Origin of the sequence: Synechococcus sp. CBW1107, from assembly GCF_015841355.1 — a bacterium.
Lineage (GTDB): Bacteria > Cyanobacteriota > Cyanobacteriia > PCC-6307 > Cyanobiaceae > Regnicoccus_A.
The window spans coordinates 634,611-654,385 of the sequence record NZ_CP064908.1 but is presented as its reverse complement, the minus strand read 5'-3'; the positions used below and the strand labels follow the sequence as shown (position 1 = coordinate 654,385).

20 protein-coding genes are annotated in these 19,775 nt (G+C 69.4%); 13 read left to right on the top strand and 7 right to left on the bottom strand.

The window, feature by feature from the left end; all coding sequences use genetic code 11:
- Nucleotides 1–6 precede the first annotated feature (6 nt).
- Complete coding sequence (locus tag I1E95_RS03440; RefSeq protein ID WP_231594832.1) at nucleotides 7–1,863, top strand: glycosyltransferase family 39 protein; 1,857 nt, start codon at nucleotides 7–9, stop codon at nucleotides 1,861–1,863.
- On the opposite strand, the gene I1E95_RS03435 is transcribed toward I1E95_RS03440, so the two are convergent.
- Nucleotides 1,857–2,390 (bottom strand): DUF721 domain-containing protein, encoded by a 534-nt coding sequence (locus tag I1E95_RS03435; RefSeq protein WP_197165490.1) that lies wholly within the window; start codon nucleotides 2,388–2,390, stop codon nucleotides 1,857–1,859. The genes I1E95_RS03440 and I1E95_RS03435 overlap by 7 nt on opposite strands.
- Before the next feature lie 90 nt (nucleotides 2,391–2,480).
- Here I1E95_RS03435 and I1E95_RS03430 point away from each other — a divergent pair, with 90 nt between their 5' ends.
- The 5 genes from I1E95_RS03430 (at nucleotide 2,481) to I1E95_RS03410 (ending at nucleotide 6,873) form a co-directional block, all read left to right on the top strand.
- The gene (locus tag I1E95_RS03430; RefSeq protein WP_197165488.1) at nucleotides 2,481–3,257 is read left to right on the top strand and encodes a PspA/IM30 family protein; all 777 of its coding nucleotides are present in this window, start codon (nucleotides 2,481–2,483) and stop codon (nucleotides 3,255–3,257) included.
- A gap of 73 nt (nucleotides 3,258–3,330) precedes the next feature.
- A complete protein-coding gene (locus tag I1E95_RS03425; protein WP_197165480.1) occupies nucleotides 3,331–3,651 on the top strand; it encodes a co-chaperone YbbN in 321 nt (106 codons plus the stop codon).
- Entirely contained in the window at nucleotides 3,638–4,867 is a 1,230-nt protein-coding gene (locus I1E95_RS03420; protein ID WP_197165478.1) for an aminotransferase class I/II-fold pyridoxal phosphate-dependent enzyme, read from the top strand. Before I1E95_RS03425 ends, I1E95_RS03420 begins: the two co-directional genes overlap by 14 nt.
- Nucleotides 4,868–4,874: 7 nt before the next feature.
- Complete coding sequence (locus I1E95_RS03415) at nucleotides 4,875–5,630, top strand: biotin--[acetyl-CoA-carboxylase] ligase (protein WP_197165476.1); 756 nt, start codon at nucleotides 4,875–4,877, stop codon at nucleotides 5,628–5,630.
- Nucleotides 5,631–5,694: 64 nt separating this feature from the next.
- Entirely contained in the window at nucleotides 5,695–6,873 is a 1,179-nt protein-coding gene (locus I1E95_RS03410; protein WP_197165474.1) for a M23 family metallopeptidase, read from the top strand.
- A 28-nt stretch (nucleotides 6,874–6,901) separates the two neighbouring features.
- Here I1E95_RS03410 and I1E95_RS03405 read toward each other — a convergent pair whose 3' ends face one another.
- Both I1E95_RS03405 and I1E95_RS03400 read right to left on the bottom strand, forming a co-directional pair.
- Complete coding sequence (locus I1E95_RS03405; RefSeq protein ID WP_231594831.1) at nucleotides 6,902–7,633, bottom strand: ABC transporter ATP-binding protein; 732 nt, start codon at nucleotides 7,631–7,633, stop codon at nucleotides 6,902–6,904.
- Entirely contained in the window at nucleotides 7,630–9,195 is a 1,566-nt protein-coding gene (locus I1E95_RS03400) for an NAD(P)H-quinone oxidoreductase subunit N (protein WP_197165470.1), read from the bottom strand. The genes I1E95_RS03405 and I1E95_RS03400 overlap by 4 nt, the downstream gene beginning before the upstream one ends.
- Before the next feature lie 122 nt (nucleotides 9,196–9,317).
- Here I1E95_RS03400 and topA point away from each other — a divergent pair, with 122 nt between their 5' ends.
- From topA to I1E95_RS03375, 5 genes are read left to right on the top strand one after another with little or no spacing between them, the layout of a single operon-like run.
- Nucleotides 9,318–12,071: a type I DNA topoisomerase gene (gene topA / locus I1E95_RS03395; protein WP_197165468.1), complete on the top strand. Its 2,754-nt coding sequence runs from the start codon at nucleotides 9,318–9,320 to the stop codon at nucleotides 12,069–12,071.
- Nucleotides 12,071–12,598 (top strand): hypothetical protein, encoded by a 528-nt coding sequence (locus I1E95_RS03390; protein WP_197165466.1) that lies wholly within the window; start codon nucleotides 12,071–12,073, stop codon nucleotides 12,596–12,598. Before topA ends, I1E95_RS03390 begins: the two co-directional genes overlap by 1 nt.
- An 11-nt stretch (nucleotides 12,599–12,609) precedes the next feature.
- Nucleotides 12,610–13,269: a DUF2232 domain-containing protein gene (locus I1E95_RS03385; protein WP_197165464.1), complete on the top strand. Its 660-nt coding sequence runs from the start codon at nucleotides 12,610–12,612 to the stop codon at nucleotides 13,267–13,269.
- Nucleotides 13,270–13,275: 6 nt separating this feature from the next.
- Nucleotides 13,276–14,430 carry a nicotinate-nucleotide--dimethylbenzimidazole phosphoribosyltransferase gene (locus tag I1E95_RS03380; RefSeq protein ID WP_197165462.1) on the top strand — a complete coding sequence of 385 codons (1,155 nt, stop codon included), beginning with the start codon at nucleotides 13,276–13,278 and terminating at the stop codon, nucleotides 14,428–14,430.
- 20 nt (nucleotides 14,431–14,450) lie between these two features.
- Nucleotides 14,451–15,527, top strand: coding sequence for a hypothetical protein (locus I1E95_RS03375; RefSeq protein ID WP_197165460.1), 1,077 nt, complete (start codon nucleotides 14,451–14,453; stop codon nucleotides 15,525–15,527).
- Here the strand turns inward: I1E95_RS03375 and I1E95_RS03370 are convergent.
- Together I1E95_RS03370 and I1E95_RS03365 are read right to left on the bottom strand one after the other, a co-directional pair.
- Nucleotides 15,524–16,702 (bottom strand): aldo/keto reductase, encoded by a 1,179-nt coding sequence (locus tag I1E95_RS03370; protein ID WP_197165458.1) that lies wholly within the window; start codon nucleotides 16,700–16,702, stop codon nucleotides 15,524–15,526. The two genes, I1E95_RS03375 and I1E95_RS03370, sit on opposite strands and share 4 nt — an antisense overlap.
- Nucleotides 16,668–17,276: a bifunctional nuclease family protein gene (locus I1E95_RS03365; protein ID WP_197165456.1), complete on the bottom strand. Its 609-nt coding sequence runs from the start codon at nucleotides 17,274–17,276 to the stop codon at nucleotides 16,668–16,670. The genes I1E95_RS03370 and I1E95_RS03365 overlap by 35 nt, the downstream gene beginning before the upstream one ends.
- Before the next feature lie 55 nt (nucleotides 17,277–17,331).
- Between I1E95_RS03365 and I1E95_RS03360 the strand changes: the two genes are divergently transcribed.
- Together I1E95_RS03360 and I1E95_RS03355 are read left to right on the top strand one after the other, a co-directional pair.
- Nucleotides 17,332–17,982 carry a riboflavin synthase gene (locus tag I1E95_RS03360; protein ID WP_197165454.1) on the top strand — a complete coding sequence of 217 codons (651 nt, stop codon included), beginning with the start codon at nucleotides 17,332–17,334 and terminating at the stop codon, nucleotides 17,980–17,982.
- Between the two features lie 44 nt (nucleotides 17,983–18,026).
- The gene (locus tag I1E95_RS03355; RefSeq protein WP_197165452.1) at nucleotides 18,027–18,623 is read left to right on the top strand and encodes an HdeD family acid-resistance protein; all 597 of its coding nucleotides are present in this window, start codon (nucleotides 18,027–18,029) and stop codon (nucleotides 18,621–18,623) included.
- 27 nt (nucleotides 18,624–18,650) lie between these two features.
- Here I1E95_RS03355 and I1E95_RS03350 read toward each other — a convergent pair whose 3' ends face one another.
- Nucleotides 18,651–19,082 carry an AbrB family transcriptional regulator gene (locus I1E95_RS03350; protein WP_197167057.1) on the bottom strand — a complete coding sequence of 144 codons (432 nt, stop codon included), beginning with the start codon at nucleotides 19,080–19,082 and terminating at the stop codon, nucleotides 18,651–18,653.
- Nucleotides 19,083–19,178: 96 nt separating this feature from the next.
- Nucleotides 19,179–19,703 (bottom strand): cytochrome c oxidase subunit 3, encoded by a 525-nt coding sequence (locus tag I1E95_RS03345; RefSeq protein ID WP_231595032.1) that lies wholly within the window; start codon nucleotides 19,701–19,703, stop codon nucleotides 19,179–19,181.
- Nucleotides 19,704–19,775 lie beyond the last annotated feature (72 nt).

The window sequence follows — 19,775 nt, the reverse complement described above, 5'->3', positions numbered from 1 at the left end:
CCACCCGTGTCCCCGACCCCTTCCCGTTCCCCGGATGGGGGCCAATCCGCCCTCGGCCACTGGGCGGTCCTGGGCCTGATCCTGGTGCTGGGCCTCGCTCTGTTCGTCTGGCAGCTGGGCGCCACCGGGCTGGTGGATGAGACACCTCCCCTGTTCGCCGCTTCCGCCCGGGCCATGGCCGAAAGCGGTCAGTGGCTGATCCCCCACGTCAATGGACTGCCTCGCTACGACAAGCCGCCGCTGATCTACTGGCTGATGGCTCTGGGCTATGGACTCCCGGGCCAGGAGCAGTGGAACCCGCTGGGCACCTGGGCTGCCCGCCTGCCCTCGGCCCTGGCGGTGATCGCCGTGATGCTCAGCCTCGGGTCCACCCTTCTGCGCTGGCCCCAGGGCGGTGCAGGCGGGCTGCGTGCCGCCTGCACCGCCCTGGGTGCGGCCCTGGCCTTCGCCCTTTCACCGTTGATCCTGCTCTGGGGGCGGATCGCTGTCAGCGACGCGCTGCTCACCGGCTGTCTGGCCGTGTCTCTGCTGCTGTTCTGGCAGGCCTGGGCTGACCCCCGCCGAACGGTCTGGCCTGCCTGGATCGCGCTCGGGCTGGCGGTGCTCGCCAAAGGGCCGGTGGCGCTGGCTCTGGCGGGCCTGACCCTGCTGGGCTTCGGACTCAGTCAGCGCCGCCTGGGGTCGCTCTGGCGACGGCTGCGACCCCTGCCCGGACTGGCGCTCACGGCTCTGGTGGGTCTGCCCTGGTACCTGGCGGCCCTGGCGCTGGAGGGAGAGGCGTTCTGGACCAGCTTCTTCGGCTACCACAACCTGCAGCGCTTCACCTCGGTGGTGAACCACCACCTGCAGCCCTGGTGGTACTTCGGGGCGGTGCTGCTGGTGGCCGGCCTCCCTTTCTCACCCCTGCTCCTGCTGGGCCTGCTCAGGGCCCTGGGCCGTTGGTGGCGTCGCTGGAGCAGGCCGGCAGCTCCTGGCGTCGCACGGCATGACATGGCCGGTTCCCTGGCCAGTTACGCCGCCTGCTGGCTGTTGGCGGTGCTGATCTTCTTCACCCTGGCCGCCACGAAACTGCCCAGTTACTGGTTGCCGGCCACGCCGGCCGCCGGTCTGCTGATCGCCCTCACCGCCGCCGAGGGCAGCCGTGCCAGCCGCTGGGCTCTGGGGGCCTCGGTGGCGCTGATGGCCCTGCTCAGCGTGGTTCTGGCGCTCTCCCCCGGCTGGATTCCCCTGATCAGTGATCCGGAGATGCCGACCCTTCCGGGGGAGTTGCTGGCCAGTGGTCTTGTGCTGCGTGCGGCGGCCTGCTTCGCCCTCGCCACCCTGGCCGGTCTCTGGCTGTGCTGGAAGCCGACGCCTCGGCCCTGGGGGCTGGTGCCCGCCCAGCTGGCCCTGGTGCTCTTCCAGTTGCTGGCGGTCCTGCCGATGTGGAGTCTCGGGGACGGTGTCAGGGGGCTGCCGGTGCGGACCGTGGCCGGGCAGGTACGGCTGGCGCGACGGGGCGCCGAGCCCCTGGCGATGGTGGGCATCCTCAAGCCCTCGCTGCACTACTACACCCGCCAGGTCGTGCTCTACGAGGGCATCTCCCCCACCGCGCTCGTGAATCTGGCCGACCGCCTGGAGCGGGAACACCGCCAGGGGTTGAGCCCCAGCTCCCCTGAGGCCCAACCCACCGTGCTGGTGGTGATCGATCAGGGCACAGCCCAGGAACCCCACTGGCAGGGGCTGGATCCCGTCGAGCTGGGCCGCTCGGGGCTCTACCGGCTCTGGCGTCTCGATCGGACCCGTCTCCAGCGTCGGGCTGAGGAGCTGCGGGCCAGCGGGCTGACCCCGACCTGGCAGGAGCCGGTGCCGGAGCGCTACTGACCTTCGCTCTCCACCCGGTTGCGGCGGCAGAGACCGCAGTGCCCCCAGCGGGTCAGTTCACCGGCTGGGGCAGGGCTGCCACAGGCCGGGCAGATCCCCAGCCCGTGCACGTCAACCCGGCTGGGGTGGGCGGCCCAGACCCGGGCAATGTCCTCGCTTCCCGGGAGTCCGCCGGTCCTTGCCTGGTGCTGACGGAAGCGCAGGTCGCGGACGGGGAAACCGGCCCCGCGCAGGGCGCCCAGGAGCTGATGGCGGTTGTATCGCAGGGCCTGCAACCACTGAGGATGCTGCGCACCCACGGTCAGCACGCCGCCATGGAGGCTGAGGGGTCGGCAGTGGGGAGCGAGCTGGTCGCCGGCGATCCGAGGCCAGGCCTGCCAGAGGGCGGCCAGGCTGCCGGCCCGGCGCCACTCCTGCTGCATCTGCTCCAGACAGGAGCCCAGCGCCACGATCGGCGCGGGAGGTGCCGGCATCAGCACGCTCACGTTGCCGATCCGGCGCACCTGATCTCGCGGAGCCTTGGCCATGATCTGAGATTAGGAAGTGAGGGTGCGGGCAACCGTCCGTGGTGCTGCGGGCCACAGCGGCTACCCTCCGGGTTGCCCCCGCCTCGACCCATGGGCTTCTTCGACCGGCTCAGCCGCCTGCTGCGGGCCAACCTCAACGATCTGGTCAGCAAGGCCGAGGATCCCGCCAAGATCCTGGATCAATCCGTGGCGGACATGCAGTCCGACCTGGTGAAGCTGCGCCAGGCCGTGGCCACCGCCATCGCCAGCCAGAAGCGGATCCAGAACCAGGCCGAGCAGGCCGAGGCCCAGAGCCGCACCTGGTACGAACGCGCCGAGCTGGCCCTGAAGAAGGGTGAGGAGGACCTCGCCCGGGAAGCCCTCAGCCGCCGCAAGACCTATCAGGAGACGGCCACCGCCCTCAACAATCAGCTCAATGGCCAGGCCGGCCAGGTCGACACCCTCAAGCGCAGCCTCACGGCACTCGAGGGCAAGATCGCCGAGGCCAAGACCAAGAAGGACATGCTCAAGGCCCGTGCCCAGGCGGCCCAGGCCCAGGAGCAGCTTCAGAGTGCCGTCGGAAACCTCGGCACCAACTCCTCGATGGCCGCCTTCGAGCAGATGGAGGAGAAGGTGCAGGCACTCGAAGCCCGCAGCCAGGCTGCAGCGGAACTCGCTGGCGCCGATCTCGAAAGCCAGTTCGCGGCCCTTCAGGGGGGCAGCGATGTGGATGATGAACTCGCCGCCCTGCGCAACCGCCTCGAGGGCGGGGCCGCCGCCGAGCCGCTGCTGCCCGTCAACGCCGAACTGCCCAAGCTGGAGCCCGTTCAGGAGGCCCAGGTGGACGCCGAGCTCGAGGAGCTGAAGCGTTCGATCGACAAGCTCTGAGCGCGGAGGAGAAAGGCGATCCGCCAGGCGCACCGGTCCGGCTCCATACAATCCCTGCAGCTGAACCGGGTCCGTGGCCGTTGCTGTTTTCACCGATGCCAACTTCGAGGCTGACGTGCTCGCTGCCTCCGGCACGGTTCTGGTGGATGTCTGGGCCTCCTGGTGCGGCCCCTGCCGGCTGATGGCACCCCTGATGGACTGGGCCGCGGCTGAGTACGGGGACAGACTGCTGGTGGGCAAGCTCGAAGCCGACCCCAATCCCTCCACCCGCGACAGCCAGAAGATCCAGGGCCTTCCCACCCTCATCCTGTTCCGCGACGGCCAGGAACTCGCCCGCCATGAGGGAGCCATGGCCAAACCCCAGCTCAAGGCCTTCCTGGATGCCCATCTCTGAACGGGTCACCCGCCTGGGGCAGGGGGTCTTTGCCCGCAACGACCGCCGCAAGATCGCCTATGGCGAGAGTCTGCTGAATGCGGGGCTGCCCACAGGGCGGCCGCCGCTGCTGGATCTCTCCCTCGGCTCCACTGACCTGGCCCCGCCGCCGGTGGCCCTCGAGGCCATGGCCTCAGCCCTGCGCGAGCCCAGCAGCGCCTCCTACTGCCTCCATGGGGCCACCCTGCCGTTCCGGGAGGCGGTGGCGGCCTGGGCCCAGCGCCGCTTCGACGTCGCGGTCGACCCGGAGCGAGAGGTGCTGCTGCTGGTGGGGTCCCAGGAGGGGACGGCCCATCTGCCCCTGGCGGTGCTGAACCCAGGCGATCCGGCACTTCTGCTCGATCCTTACTACCCGTCCCACCGCGGTGGGATGCACCTGGCCTCGGCCAGCACCGAGTTACTGCCCCTGCGCGCCGATCAGGGCTGGAAGCCCCACTTCGAGGCCATCTCCCCGGCGGCCTGGGATCAGCTGAAGCTGTTGGTTCTCGGTTTCCCCCACAACCCCACCGCCACGGTGGGGGAACAGGCCTGGCTGGACAGGGCCGTCTCTCTGGCCCGACACCATGACGTCGTGCTCGCCCATGACAACCCTTATGTGGATCTGGCGCTCGACGGCGAGGCACCGGCGCTGCTGCGCAATCCCCACTGGCGCAGCTGCGGCATCGAATTCTTTTCCTTCTCCAAAAGCTGGTGCCTGGGGGGCTTCCGCCTCGCTTTCGCCATCGGCGCCGAGCCCCTGATCACCGCTTTGCGTCAGCTCAAGGGAGTGGTCGATTTCAACCAGTCGCTGGCCCTGCAGGCCGGGGCGATCGCAGCCCTGGAGGAGGCACCCGAGTGGCCCGCGAAGCTGCGGGAGGTGTACCGGCTGCGCCGGGATCGCATGGCAGCGGCCCTCGAGGCCCAGGGCTGGTCCCTGCAGCGGCCCACGATGGCGCTCTACCTCTGGCTGGGTCTTCCGGAGGTTGCTCGGGCACGGGGTCTCGATTCGGAGTCGTTCTGCGCGGCCCTGCTGGAAGCCACCGGCGTGGCCCTGACCCCCGGCAATGGCTTCGGCCCCAGCGGTGAGGGCTGGATGCGGCTGGCACTGGTGCACCCGGTGGAGGAGCTGGAAGCGGGGGCCGAGCGGATCGGAGGGTGGCTGCGACGTCTCGATGGGGCGCTGAGCCCCAGCCGTTGAGAACAACGTGATCGGCCGGATTCAGGCGGCACGTCTCCAGCAGGGTGCCCGGCCGCTGAGGGCCACGGCGCCGCGGCTGCCCTGGCGGCTCCTGTGGTGGCCCTGCTGCGGCAGCACCGAGCAGAGGCTCGACCAGGTGCTGGCCTCCGGCGGTCAGGCTCCTGTGGCGCTGCTGGCCGGCCACCAGCGGTTCGGCCATGGCCAGCGGGGCCGGCCCTGGATCTCACCGCCGGGCGGGGTGTGGCTCAGCGCAGCCCTTCCCTGGCCTGAGGAACCCGCCACCGGTGCGGCACTGGGGCTGGGTGTGGCGGTGGGACTGGCCCTGCAGCTCGAAGCACTGGGCCTGACCGTGCAGCTCAAATGGCCGAACGATCTCCTGGTGGAGGGGCGCAAGCTGGCGGGCCTGCTGCCGCGCCTCAGCCTGCGTGGGGCCACGATTCGTCTGGCTCGGGTGGGGGTGGGTCTCAATGGACACAACAGGGTGCCGCCCGGGGCGATCAGCCTGCGCGAAGCTCTCGGGCGTCGTACCGCGGCCAGCGATGTGCCGTGCCTGGCGGCTCGCGTGCTCACCGCACTGGAATGGGCGGTGTCCAACAGCACCGACGCCGAGTTGGTGCGCAACCTGGCTGAACGGCGCCTGCTGGTGCCCGCGGAGGGGGTGGCCTATCGCCAGGACCGCTGGAACGTGGAGGGCCTGAGCGTGGATGGGGGTCTGCTGCTGAGTCGCGCTGACGAGCGGATCGTGCTCAGGCGCAGCTTCTGAGCCCTTCGCTGGCAGGGGTCAGTTGTGCGGCTGAACACTGACGGTCTTCCTTAAGCTCCTGCTGATGAGCTCGAATTCCGGTTTGCGTCGCTACCCCTGGCCTTCCCGCCTGCTGCTGGGCTCGCTGGTGCTGGCATCGGCCCCCCTGAGCCTGGCCCAGTTGCAGCCTCCGGCCGAGTTGGTGGCCCCTGTGGAGCCGCCCGCCCCAGCCGCATCTCCGACCCCGCCGCCCCCGGTGGAGGCTCCGCAGGCGCCAGCTCCCCGTGCCCTGTCCCCTCGCCCGGCCGATCCCCCGGCAGCCCTGAAGCCGAGCTTCGACCGGGTTCCCCAGGCCAGGACCCGTCGCTTTGATCAGTCGCTGGATGAACTGGTGCGCCAGGGGATCGTCACCCCTGCCGAGCGCAGCAGAGTCCAGTCCTCCGGTGCCCTGCGGCCCGCTCAGCTGCCGGCCCATCAGCAGGCCTGCAGCAGTGGGGCTCTCTCCGAGCAGGAGTGCCGCACCGGGGTGTCCGTGCGCTGGCGCGGGCGCAATCCCCTCGAGGCGGAACTGCTCGAGGATGGCGGCACGTCCAGCGGAGCTCTGATGGCCGGCATGGGCCGCCTCGGCAGTGACGGCATGCCCCTCCCGCCGATCACCGTGCCTGTCTCGGCGCTTCTCTCCGGTGCCGGCGGCAGTTTCCGCCTCAGTGATGTCTTCGGTGTCACCCCCCGCCCTGCCCCCCTGGCAGGCAATGGCAACCGCGGGCTACTCTTCCCCCTGATCGGCTCCGCCGTCACCACCAGCGGCTTCGGCTGGCGCCTGCATCCGGTGCTGGGCAGCTGGCTGATGCACGCCGGGAAGGACCTGGCGGCTCCGGAAGGCACTCCCGTGGTGTCAGCCCTCTCCGGGCGGGTGGTGAGCAGTGGTGTGGCGGGCGGCTATGGACTGGCGGTTGAGATCGAGCACAGGAACCCCCTGCGCCGCACGCTCTACGGGCACCTCTCTGAGCTGTACGTCAAAGAAGGGGAACTGGTGAAGCAGGGAGCGGTGATCGGACGGGTGGGCAGCACCGGCCTGAGCACGGGTCCGCACCTCCACTTCGAACTGCGGCTGCCGGAGAATGGCGGCTGGGTGGCCGTTGATCCGGGCATGCTCGATCCCGGTGGTTCGGAGGTCGGTGGCCCCGATGCCATCGCCCTGCTGATGGGCCAGCTGCTGCAGAGCCTGGAGCGGCCTGTGGCCCCGGCCCAGACGGCAGGCTGATCTGCTGGCGGATTCTGGGTCCGTCGATTCAGTCAGCGATGCGGCCGTCGCGGAAATGAACCACGCGCTGGGCCCGTGCGGCCACGTCGTCCTCGTGGGTGACCAATACCACCGTCATGCCCTGGCGATGGAGATCATCGAAAATCTCCAGCACCTCCTGGGTGGTGTGCGAATCGAGAGCACCGGTGGGCTCATCGGCCAGCAGCAGGGCCGGCTGGTTGATGATCGCCCGGGCCACTGCCACCCTCTGCTGCTGTCCCCCTGAGAGTTCGTTGGGCTTGTTGCGCAGGCGCTGGGCCAGCCCCACCCGTTCCAGGGCCGCCACGGCCCGTTCGCGACGCTCCCTGGCGGGAATGCCGGCATAGACCATCGGCAGGATCACATTGTCGAGCGCACTCATCTGCGGCAGCAGGTGGAATTGCTGGAACACGAAGCCGAGACTGCGGTTGCGCAGGTCCGCGAGGGCGTCGTCATCGAGTTGCTCCACTGGAATCCCCCGCAGCAGGTAGGTGCCGGAGGTGGGGCGATCGAGACAGCCAATGATGTTCATAGCTGTACTTTTCCCCGACCCGGAGGTGCCCATCACGGCGAGATAGTCTCCCGGCTGGACGGTGAGGCAGAGGTCGTCGAGGGCCCTCACCTCCGTATCTCCGGATCCATAGATCTTGGTGATGTGCTCGAGGCGAGCCACAGGTTCTCCCTGTGGCACCGGACTGGGGCCGGGACGAGTTGACGTGACTGGGGCGCCCTGTCCGCTCATCCCAGGGCGGCGGCGGCGGATTCACTGGCCGCGATGGCGTGCTGCAGCATCGGCGTTCCCGACACAGCCGCATTGGCCCAGGTGAACAACGGATTGGAGAGGATTCCACCGATGGCGGTCACCAGCACGCAGCCCACCAGAGCGGCCCTCAGGGGTTGCATCCCAGCGAGGCTCCAACTGATCTCCGGATAGGCCTTCACCACATCCGAGGCTTCCTGGGGTTCCTTCACCACCATCATCTTGATCACGGAGATGTAGTAGTAGATCGACACCACCGACGTGATCAGGCCGACCACCACCAGGAGGTATTGCTGGTCGGCCCAGCCGGCGAAGAAGAGATAGATCTTGCCGAAGAAACCGAGCATCGGGGGGATTCCGCCCAGGGAGAGCAGGCAGAGGCTCAGCCCCAGAGTGATGAGGGGATCCTTCTGATACAGACCGGCGTAATCCGAGATGCGGTCGCTGCCGGTGCGCAGGGAAAAGAGAATGATGCAGGCGAAAGCGCCCAGGTTCATGAACAGATAGGCCGCCATATAGAGCACCATCGCGGCGTAGCCATCCTCGGTGCCGCAGACCAGCCCGATCATCACGAATCCGGCCTGACCGATGGAGCTGTAGGCCAGCATGCGCTTCATCGAGGTCTGCGCCAGGGCCACCACGTTGCCCAGGGTCATGCTCAGGACCGCCAGCACCGTGAACAGCACCTTCCACTGGGCATCGAAGCTCTCGAAGCAGCCCACCAGCAGCCGCAGGGCCAGGGCGAAACCGGCCGCCTTGGAGCCCACCGACAGAAACGCGACCACGGGGGTCGGTGAGCCCTCATAGACATCCGGGGTCCATTGGTGGAAGGGCACTGCCGCGATCTTGAAGGCCACCGTGGCGAGCACGAACACCAGGGCCAGGGCCGTGACGGGAGTGGCGCTGGTCTGCAGGGCCAGGCCGACGGCCTCCAGGCTGGTTTCGCCGCCGGTGAGGCCATAGAGGAGCGAGGCGCCGTAGAGGAACACCGCCGCGGCGGCTGAGCCAACGAGGAGGTACTTGAGGGCCGCTTCCCCGGACCGGGCATCCCTCTTCATGTAGCCGGAGAGCAGGTAGCTCGAGACCGAGAGGGTTTCCAGAGAGATGAAGATGCTCACCAGATCGGTGGCGCCGCAGAGGAACATCGCCCCCAGGGTTGCCGCCAGCAGGATCGCGGCGTACTCCCCGACCGGTGTTCCGCTGCGTTCGACGTAGCGCCAGCTGATCAGCAGGGAGAGCAGGGTGGAGGCGGCCACGACTCCGCGGAAGGCGACCGCCAGGTTGTCGGCCAGGAAGGAGCCAAGGAACGAGGGCTCCAGGGGAGCGTTCCACTGCAGGGCCAGCAGGACCAGGGCCGTGCCCAGGCCCCCGTAGCAGATGGGCGGAACCCAGCGGCTGGCGGCCTCCTCCCCGGCCAGATCCACCAGAAGGCAGGCCAGGAGGGCCACGAGCACGGCGGTCTCGGGAGCGATGGCGCCGGCGTTGAGCTGCAGGGCCGTGATGACCGGGGCTCCTCCACCGGCCAAGGCGCAAAACACCGACATCACTGGTCTATGGCAGGGCGTGATGGTGCGGACTGTAGCCGCGATGGCAGGGCGTGTTGGGCAGCCGCTTCGGCAGGGCGGCCCCCCGATGCGATAAAGAGGGAACCGGTTCATGCCTGCCTGTGGCGCACACGCTGGTCATCGTCGAGAGCCCCACCAAGGCCCGCACCATCCGCGGCTATCTGCCGAAGGATTTCCGGGTCGAGGCGTCGATGGGACACGTGCGTGACCTGCCCAACAACGCCAGTGAGATTCCGGCGGCCCACAAGGGCGAGAAGTGGGCCAACCTCGGCGTCAACACCGCCCACCAGTTCGAACCGCTCTACGTGGTTCCGAAGGACAAGAAGAAAGTCGTCAAGGAGCTGAAGGAGGCCCTCAAAGGTGCCGATCAGCTGCTGCTGGCCACGGACGAGGACCGGGAGGGGGAGAGCATCAGCTGGCACCTTCGCGAGCTTCTGAACCCCAAGGTGCCCGTGAAGCGGATGGTGTTTCACGAGATCACCAAGGAGGCCATCGGCCGCGCCCTCGAGGAGACCCGCGACCTCGACATGGAGCTCGTCCATGCCCAGGAGACCCGCCGCATCCTGGACCGGTTGGTGGGGTACACCCTCTCGCCCCTGCTCTGGAAGAAGGTGGCCTGGGGGCTTTCCGCCGGCCGGGTGCAGTCGGTGGCGGTGCGGCTGCTGGTCCAGCGGGAGCGTGCCCGCCGGGCCTTCCGCAGCGGGTCGTACTGGGATCTCAAGGCCCGCCTGGAGCACGACGGCAGCGCTTTCGAGGCCAGGCTCACCCATGTCGGCGGCGAGAAGATCGCCGGCGGCTCGGATTTCGATGAAACCACCGGAGCCCTCAAGGCCGGCAGCAAGGTGCGCCTGCTGGAGGAATCGGAAGCCCGCAGCCTGCGCGAAACGGTGCTCAGCCAGCCCTGGCGGGTGGCTGAGGTGGAAGCCAAGCCCACCACACGCAAGCCGGTGCCGCCCTTCACCACCAGCACCCTGCAGCAGGAGGCCAACCGCAAGCTGCGCCTCTCGGCCCGCGACACCATGCGCACCGCCCAGGGCCTCTACGAGCGTGGCTTCATCACCTACATGCGCACCGACTCGGTGCATCTCTCCGATCAGGCGATCAATGCCGCCCGCGCCTGCGTCAGCGAGAAGTACGGTGCCGAGTATCTGAGCCCGGCGCCCCGGCAATTCACCACCAAGGCCCGCAACGCCCAGGAGGCCCACGAGGCGATCCGCCCCTCCGGTGACGCCTTCCGCACCCCCAGGGACACTGGCCTGGACGGCAAGGATCTGGCTCTCTACGAACTGATCTGGAAGCGGACCGTGGCCTCCCAGATGGCCGAGGCGCGGCTGACGATGCTGAGCGTGGAGCTGAAGGTGGCGGACGCCAGCTTCCGCGCCAGCGGCAAGCGCATCGATTTCCCCGGGTTCTTCCGGGCCTATGTGGAGGGCAGCGACGATCCCGAGGCCGCCCTCGAAGGCCAGGAGGTGCTTCTGCCGTCCCTCGCCGTCGATGACCGGCCCGAGTGCGCGGGCGTGGAAGCCCTCGGCCACCAGACCCAGCCGCCGGCGCGCTACAGCGAGGCCGCGCTGGTCAAGATGCTGGAGAAGGAGGGCATCGGCCGCCCATCCACCTACGCCAGCATCATCGGCACGATCATCGATCGGGGATACGCCACCCTCGCGGGGAATGCCCTGACTCCCAGCTTCACGGCCTTTGCCGTGACCGCTCTGCTGGAGGGCCATTTCCCCGATCTGGTGGACACCAGCTTCACCGCCAGGATGGAGTCGAGCCTGGACGAGATCTCCACCGGCAAGCTGGAGTGGCTCCCCTACCTCACGGACTTCTACAAGGGTGAGAAGGGCCTGGAGACCCAGGTGCAGCAGCGGGAGGACGACATCGACCCCACCGTCTCGCGCACGATCGAGCTGGAGGGGCTGCCCTGCGTGGTGCGGATCGGCCGCTTCGGTGCCTATCTCGAGGCCAGGAAGGTGGGCGATGACGGCAGCGAGGAGCTGATCAAGGCCACCCTGCCCCAGGAGATCACTCCGGGAGAACTTGACGGTGAGCAGGCCGAGCTGATCCTGCGCCAGAAGAGCGAAGGCCCGGAATCGATCGGCGTCGATCCGGAAACCGGCGACGCGATCTACCTGCTCTTCGGTCAGTACGGCCCGTACCTCCAGCGGGGCCAGGTCAGCGACGAGACACCCAAGCCGAAGCGGGCATCCCTTCCCAAGGGCATCAAGCCCGAGGAGCTCAGCCTTGAGGATGCCCTCGGCCTGCTGCGGCTGCCGAGGTTGCTGGGGGAGCACCCCGAAGGCGGCAAGGTGCAGGCGGGGCTGGGGCGCTTCGGTCCCTATGTGGTGCATGACAAGGGCAAGGGCGAAAAGGATTACCGGTCGCTCAAGGCCGAGGACGATGTGCTGATGGTGGGCCTCTCTCGGGCCCTGGAGCTGCTGGCCATGCCCAAGCGTGGGCGGGGCGGTCGCACGGCCCTGAAGGATCTGGGCACCCCCGAAGGAGCGAGCGAACCCGTCCAGGTCTTCGATGGCCCCTATGGCCTCTATGTGAAGCAGGGCAAGGTCAACGCCTCCCTGCCCGAGGGCACCGGCTCCGAGGACATCACCCTGGAGCAGGCCGTGGCGTTGCTGGCGGCCAAGGCCAGCAGCGGCAAGGGCAAGACCGGCAGGACCGCCAAGGCCGGCACAACGAAAGCCGCCGCCACCAAGGCCACCACCGCGTCGAAGGCCAAGCCCAAAGCTCAACCCAAGCCCAAAGCCGACGCCGCCGGCAAACCCAAGAGTCCCACCACCACCAAGACTGGCCGCCCCAGGGCCAGCGCGGTGCGGATCATCCAGGCCGGCCAGGGCTGATGCCCCTCGCCCGTGGTCTGAGCCTGGTGGGGTTGGCGGCCGTCCTGACCACCTCCCTGGCCGCCTGCAGCGGCACACCCCTGGGTGAGCGACTCTCCGGCAGCTTCGGGACACCGGCCACGCCCGCGGCCGCAGGCACGGCCTCCGGATCTTCAGGGGCCGGCCCGGTCGGCGGACCAGCCGCCGCGACGTCTCCGTCGACGTCGTCTCCGTCCACTGCGCTGCCTGCGCCTTCCCCGCCGGCGGCTGCGGCTCCTGCCAGCGGTGCGGCCAAGCCTGATGGGGCTGTCGCCTCCAGGCCCGTCAAGCCGACCGCCGGCTCCGCCGCCTACCGGATCACCATCAAGCTGCCTGGGGCTGACCCCTCCGCCCCCGCCGAGGCGGTCACCGAGGCCCTGCGGGCCGCTGGGGTGAGCTTCGAAGTGGAGACGATCGAGCGGATGCCCGCCGATGGGGGCCGCTCCGCCGCTGCCGCAGGCACCAGCCCCGCCGCCCCAGCCTCCAGCCCCGCCCCGGCCCCCCGCTGAGTTCCGCTGTGGTGCCTCCGTCGTCTCCCAACACCAGCCTCAGCCGCCGCCAGGCCCGTCAGCTGGTGGAAACCGCCTATCTGGCCTCCGCCACCGCCCTGCTCTGGGCAGGGCTCTACTACCTGCCCGTGGGCGGAGCCCTGTTCCGCCTCGCCCTGCCCCTGCCTCTGGCCCTGCTCCAGGTGCGTCAGGGCTGGAGGCCCGGCTGGGAGGGGGCGGTGGTGGCGTCTCTGCTGCTGGTGGCGCTGATGGGCCCGATCCGGGGCCCCCTGGTGCTGTTCCCCTACGGACTGCTGGCCCTGTGGCTGGGCTGGGGCTGGGGTGCACGCCGCAGCTGGTGGCTCACCTGGGGCGTGGGCCTGCTGATCGGCAGTGCCGGCTTTCTGGTGCGGGTCGCCGTGCTCTCCGTGCTGCTGGGGGAGAATCTCTGGGTGCTGATCACCGCCGCCGCCGCCGGCGTCCTCGAGCGACTCAGCTCAGTGCTCAACCTTGGAGTCGGCCCTGACCTGCTGCAGGTGCAGCTGATGGCTCTGGTGCTGGTGCTGGTGCAGAACCTGATCTACGTTCTCGCCCTGCATGCTGTGGCGTACTGGATCTTTCCCCGGCTGCAGGCCCCGATCAGTGAACCGCCGCCTCTGTTGCGTTCCCTGGTGGCGCTCGATCCCCTCTGATTCCCCTTGATCAGCCTCTGCGGTGACCCCGACCAGGCCCGACGCTGGTGCGAACGCCTGGCGCGCGACTGGCCCGCCAGTCAGGTGCTGGTGCTGCTCGCCGGGACCGACACTGCGGCGGTGCCGGGAATCTCCGCGGCCGGAGCCACCCCTGAGGTGCGGCTGGGCACCGCCGCAGCCGACGCCGAGCTGCTCCTGCTCGGTCCGTCAGGGCAGCGCCCCCATGCCCTGCCGCCGCTGCCTGCCGGGGTCAGCCCGGCCCTGATTTCCCATGTGGTCTGCAGGGAGCTGGCCCTGGCGCCCCTGGTGGCCGACCTGGGCTGCGCAGTGGCCCCGGAGGTGCCCCATCTGCGCCTGGGCGGCACACCGGCCCGCTGCCTCAGCAGCGGTGCGGCGATGCCTCGGCAACGGGTGGAGCGGCTGTTGCGCCTGGGCCAGCGCTGGGCTGCCCGCTGGGCTGCGGCGCGCCACGACAGCGCGACCGGTGAGCCTCCCCCCGTGTTGATCGCCGAATGCGTGCCTGGGGGCACCAGCACGGCCCAGGCGGTGCTCACCGGCCTTGGGGTGGAGGCTGCGGGCCTGGTGAGCGGCAGTCTGCGTCTGCCGGCCCATGCACTCAAGAGCGAGCTCACGGCTCGGGGGCTGGCGGCAGTGGCGGCTGCAACGGGTCCAGGTCCATCCCTGGCCCTGGATCCCGTGGCGGTGCTGGCGGCCGTGGGGGACCCGATGCAGGCGCTGGCGGCGGGGGTGCTGCTGGGGGCCGCAGGCCGGCGGGTGCCGGTGCTGCTGGCCGGTGGCAGCCAGATGGCCGCCGTGCTGGCCCTGGCTCTGGCCCTGGCGCCGGCCCACCAGCGCACCTGTCTGGCGGAACACGGGGCCCTCGCCACCACCGCCTGGGTGGCCGAGGAACCCGGCAGCGACCTGAGCCTGCTGCTGGAACGCCTCGGGGAGCGCTGGGGAGTGAAGCCGATGGCCTTTGCCAGCTCCCTCCGCTTTGATCACTGCCGCAGTGCCGCCCTGCGCGACTACGAGCGGGGCTACGTCAAGGAAGGGGTGGGGGCTGGCGGTCTCGCCCTGCTCTGGGAGCTGAGCGGCCGCTCCACCGGGGCGTTGGCTGCCGCCTGTGATCAGGCCATGGAGCGGATGCGGGAGGGCTCCTGATCGCCTCCTAGGGTCCAGCCATGCAGGCCGATCCCCGCCCCCTCAGCTGCTCCATGAGCCGCCGCAGGCTGCTGCAGCTCTCCGCCCTGGCAGGCCTGGGCCTGCTGGGGGGCTGCAGCAGGGGTTCAGCGGTGCAGCTGGTCTACGGGCGCGGAGAGTTGCCCGCTGCCTGGGCGAAGCGCCTGCCCGATCCCTGGCGGGCCATGCCCGTGGATGACCCCGCAGCGGTGCTGTCGGCCCGCTCTGCTGCCCTGGTCCAGCTGGGGGACGGCTGGCTGGATGCGAGCGAGGCCACGGCCTGGCAGCCGTTCGTGTCGGCGGCCTCCCCTGCAGCCGCTGAGCTGTGGGAGGGGCTGGCGCCCGAGGCCCAGCCGCTCACTCGCCTGTTTCGCCCTGAGCCGGCCCCGGCCCTCGCCTATCCCTGGGCCTTCGGCACCTGGTTGCTGGTGCTGCGCAACCGCCGTGACCTGGTGGCCCGGGCGGCCGAGGGCTGGTCACTGATGCTGGATCCCAGCCTGCGGGGAGAGCTGCTGCTGCCTTCCTCACCCCGGCTGGTGATGGATCTGGGCCTGCGCCAGCTGGGGTTGCCTCCGGGCGATCCCGCCAGCTTCGGGGACCCCCGCCTGGGCGCTCAGCTCAGCCGTCTGCGCGGCCAGGCCGCCGCCTTCGACGACCGCGATGGCCTCAACCTGTTGCTCTCCGGCCGGGTGGAGGCCGCCGTGCTCCCCAGCCAGAGGGTCCTGCCGCTGCTGCGCAGCGACACCCGCCTGACCGCCCTGCTGCCCGCCAGCGGGTCAGCTCTCTGGTGGAACCTGCTGCTGCGCCCGTCCCAGACCCGGGACGTCCCGCCGCTGAGATGGTTGCTGGAGGCCCGCGAGAAGCCCCTGCTCAGCCGCCTGCTGGCAGCCGGCTGGGTGCCGCCTCTGCGCCGGGAGCTCCTGGCTGAGGCCCTCTCCAGCTGGCCACCCGCGGTGGCCGCCCTGCTCTATCCGCCGCCAGCCGTGCTGGCGCGCTGCACCTCCCTGCCGCCGCTGGCGGAGGACCAGCGTCGCCAGCTGCAGTCGCTCTGGGACCGGAGCGGCTCCTCCCTGCCCTAGCCCCAGAGCCGGCGCCGTGGGGCCGCCGCCAGGCGCCGATGGGTGTCAGCCAGCAGGACGGGGATCTCCAGCCCATGGGGACAGCGGGGCAGACAGGCGGCGCAGGATCGACAGGCACGGGCATCGAGCGCTTCCCACCAGTGGCCAGCCCTGCCGATCAGGTTGTAACGCTCCCGGGCGAAGGTCTCCATTCCATGGCCCAGGGCCAGATTGCGCAGCCGCAGCAGCTCGGGGATCGGTACGCCGCTCGGACAGGGCAGGCAGGCCCGGCACTGGCCGCAGCGCTCGGCGCCCAGGCGGGCACGGCCGCTGGCCTCCAGGCGTCCGAGGGCAAGGAGTTCCTGGTTGTCCAGGGGGCCGGCAGCGGCCCTGAGCTGTGCGGCGAGTTCCAGATCCTGCCGTCGTTCGGCCCCGAGAGTGAGGCTGCTGATTCCCTGGGCCAGCAGGAACCGGTAGGCCAGCCGCAGGGGCTCCAGGGGTGCGCAGTCGGCGGTCAGTTGCGCCGGTGGGTCGTAGAGGCGACCTCCTTTGTCAGCCGGTGAAATGGCCAGGACTCCCAGCCCCCCGGCCAGGGCCCGCCGGGCCAGCGGCAGCCTCTCCTGATCGAAGAGATGGAGGTGAAGACTGCAGAAGCTGAACCGCCCGCTGGCCAGGGCCTGCTCGATCAGGGGAGTGGAACCATGGCTGCTGAAACCAACCTGACCAACGAGCCCCTGTGCCAGGACCCACTCCAGCAGCCTGGCCCCTGCCCCATGAAGGGCCCAGTCCAGGTGCTCGGGCCTGTTGAGTCCATGCACCGCGAGGTTGTCGAGGCGGCCTGTCCCCAGCCGCTCCAGACTCGCGAGCAGCTGGGTCTGGCCGATCTCGAGGGAGGCACCGGGAAGGATCTTGCTGGTGAGCACCAGATCGGCGTGGTCCCGGGGGCGGCGGGCACCGATCCGGGCCAGGGCCTGACCCAGGTAGGCCTCGGCTGGACCGTAGGAGGGGGCCGTCTCGACGTGGTTGATGCCCGCATCCAGTGCTGCCTCGAGCACCTCCAGCATCTGCTCGGGGCTGCCGAGGGCCCGCATCGTCCCCAGGCTGAACAGGGAGACCTCGGGGCCCGTGCCGAACGGGCGACGCTCGGACGCCCCAACGACCTCAGGCGTTGCTGGAGGAGGGGGCTGGTGGTTCATCCATCGGTCCGTTGGCGGGACTGTCGCCCGCATCATCCGGGCCTGACTCGTCGTCACCGCCCTCAGGGCTGTCCTGACGCTGGGCCCTGCCGAGGTTGCGGATCAGCTCGGCGGGGCTCACCTGGTCGAGAAAGCGGCGGAAATCGGCTTTCTCCTCGGCATCGGCTTCGGAATCCACAGGGATCGAGGCATCGGCCACCACCTCCTCCAGCATCCAGATGCCGCTGCCGGTGCGCAGAGCCAGGGCGATGGCATCGCTGGGCCGGCAGTCGAGTTCGCTGGCCTCGCCATCGGAATCAGTGAGCTTGAGCACGGCCCGGAAGTTGGCGTCCTCGATCGAGTGGATGATCACCTTCTCGAGGCTGACTCCTCCCACCGCCATCAGGGCGGCCATCAGGTCGTGGCTGAGGGGGCGGGGCGGGGTCGTTCCACCCAGGCCCGCAAGGATGTTCTGGGCCTGGGCCTGGTCGATCCAGATCGGCACCTGGCGGCGTCCGGAGGGATCCCGGAGCAGCACGATCGGGCTGCGGCTGGCCGCATCCAGGGCGATTCCGGCAACGCGCATCTCCACCATGGTCCTGAAGCGCTGGCCCTTTATCCGATTATGGCCAGCAGCGCCGCAGCCCTCCATGTTTACCGGTCTGGTTCAGGCGGTGGGCCGTCTGCGGCGCCATGTCCACGGCGTCACCGTCGAGGGACTGAGCGGCCTGGATCCCCTGGCCCTCGGCGACAGCGTGGCGGTTGATGGGGTCTGCCTCACGGTCAGTGCGCTGATGGCGGATGCCTTCCGCGCCGATGTCAGTGAGGAGACGCTGCGGCGCAGCACCCTGGCCGCCAAGGCCGAAGCCGGTGCGGCCGTGAATCTCGAGCCGGCGCTGCGGCTTTCGGATCGTCTGGGGGGGCACCTGGTCAGCGGCCACGTCGATGGCCTTGGTGAGGTGCTGGCGGTGGCTCAGGAGGCGGGCTCCTGGCGGCTGGAACTGGCCTGGGAGGATCCCGCCTATGGCCGCTATGTCTGCGACAAGGCCAGTGTGGCCGTTGACGGCATCAGCCTCACGGTGGCGGGCAGCAGCCCGGCCGGGGACCGCTTCTGGATCGCCGTGATCCCCCACACCTGGGTGAGCACCACGCTGCTGGAGCGGAAGGTGGGCGATCGGGTCAACCTGGAGGCGGATCTGCTGGCGAAGTACACCGAACGTCTGCTGCAGCAGGAGCCGTCCCCTCGGGTGTCAGGTCCCCGGCTCGATCGGGCCTGGCTGGCGGAGCACGGCTGGGGCTGAAGTGTCGCCGTAATCTGATCGCCCCAGCCCCTGAATGGCCCACCATGACGTCGCCGCTTCCGCCTCTGCGTCCTCTCGAGCGGCACCAGGTGGCTGCTCTTCGCACCTTCACCATCGCCGAAGGCGTGCTGATGCTGGTGCTGGGGGTTCTGGCGCTGGTGTTCCCGGTGGTGGCCTCCTTCTGGATCACGGCGATGGTGGCCCTGGCCTTCCTGGTGGGGGGGCTTGTGGGCTGGATCGACAACCTGGTCAGGGCCCGTCAGCTCAGCCGTCGTCACACCTTCTGGCGCCTGGTGGTCTCGACTCTGTTCCTGGTGACCGGCGGCTGGATGATCTCCCAGTTCCGCGGCGGTCCGCTGCAGGTGGCCGATCAGGTGGCGGCCCTGTCGCTGGCCGTGGGGGTGGTGTTTCTTGTGGAAGGTCTGGTGGCGGCACTGGTGGCGATCAGCCACCGGGGTGCGCCCGGCTGGGCCTGGGGATTGCTCAACGGCCTGGTCACCCTGGTGCTGGGGATTCTGATCCTCTCGATGAAACTGGCGGGGCAGCTCTCGGTGCTGGGGATCCTGGTGGGGGTGAGCTTCCTGTTCAGCGGTGTCGACCTGCTCGCCTTCGGCGCCAGCTTCCATCCCGATGAGGACTGAAGGCGAGTCCGGCAGCCGCCACGCGTGTCAGGGATGCGGCGCCGACGGAGGAGCGCTGGCTGGAGAGGCATCGGACTCACCGCCGCCCGTCTCCGGTTCGCCTGAACCGCTGGTGTCTTCGACGGGCAGAAGCCAGATCGAGCCTGTTTCGTGGTGGATCTGGATGTGGAACTCCTGGCCGGGCTCCAGACCCATGCGCCGTGTGTAGGCATGGCCGATGAGCAGGTTGCCGTTGCCATGCACGCGGGTGCGGAACTCAGCCTGGCGCCCCTTGCTCACTCCGGAGCTGGTCGCGGCTCCTCCAAGCTTGTAGCCCTTGGCTTCCACCAGAGCCCTGTAGAAACTCTTTTTCAGCAGCCGCCCCCCCGGGCTCACATAGCCGCAGCCCCGGGCGATTTCATCTTCCGAGCAATTGCTCAGGGAGCGTGCCTTGTCAAGCAACTCCTTGCCCTGGAGCATGGTTCTGCCGAGCGAGGGCATGACATTCGACATGGTTGTGACAGTCCTGTCCACGATTCTGGCCATGAGGATGCAGATTCGGCAAGGCTCCTCTGTTCAGAGCAGGTAGAGAATCCCGTAGAGAATCAACCAGATTCCATCGACGAAGTGCCAGTAGAGCTCGGCGGCTTCGACCCCGAAGTGATGATCGGCGGTGAATCGCCCAGGGGTGCGGGCCTGCCACCAGACGATCAGGATCATCAGAGCCCCCAGCGTCACGTGCAGCCCGTGGAATCCCGTCAGCGCATAGAAGGTGCTGGCGTAGAGATTGTCGGTGAGCCCGAAGGGCAGGGAGAAGTACTCCACCATCTGGCCACCCAGGAAGGCCAGGCCCAGGCCGGCGGTGATCAGCAGCCAGAGGCGGCAGGCCCCGAGCTGATCCTGGCGCAGCTCCCTGGCGGCGCGATGAAAGGTGAAGCTGCTCAGCACCAGCAGCACGGTGTTGATCGTGGGCAGGATCAGCTCCAGCTCGTAGACCGCACCTGCCGGAAGGGGATTCACGGCCCTGAAGGTCAGGTAGGCGGCGAAGAAGCCGGCAAAGGTCATGCCGTCGGCCACCAGGAAGGTGGCCAGGCCGAACATGCGGTGATCGGGATGGCCCTCCTCGGCCGCAGCGTGGGGCACGAGCGCCGATCCCTCGGACAGAGGCGGGGC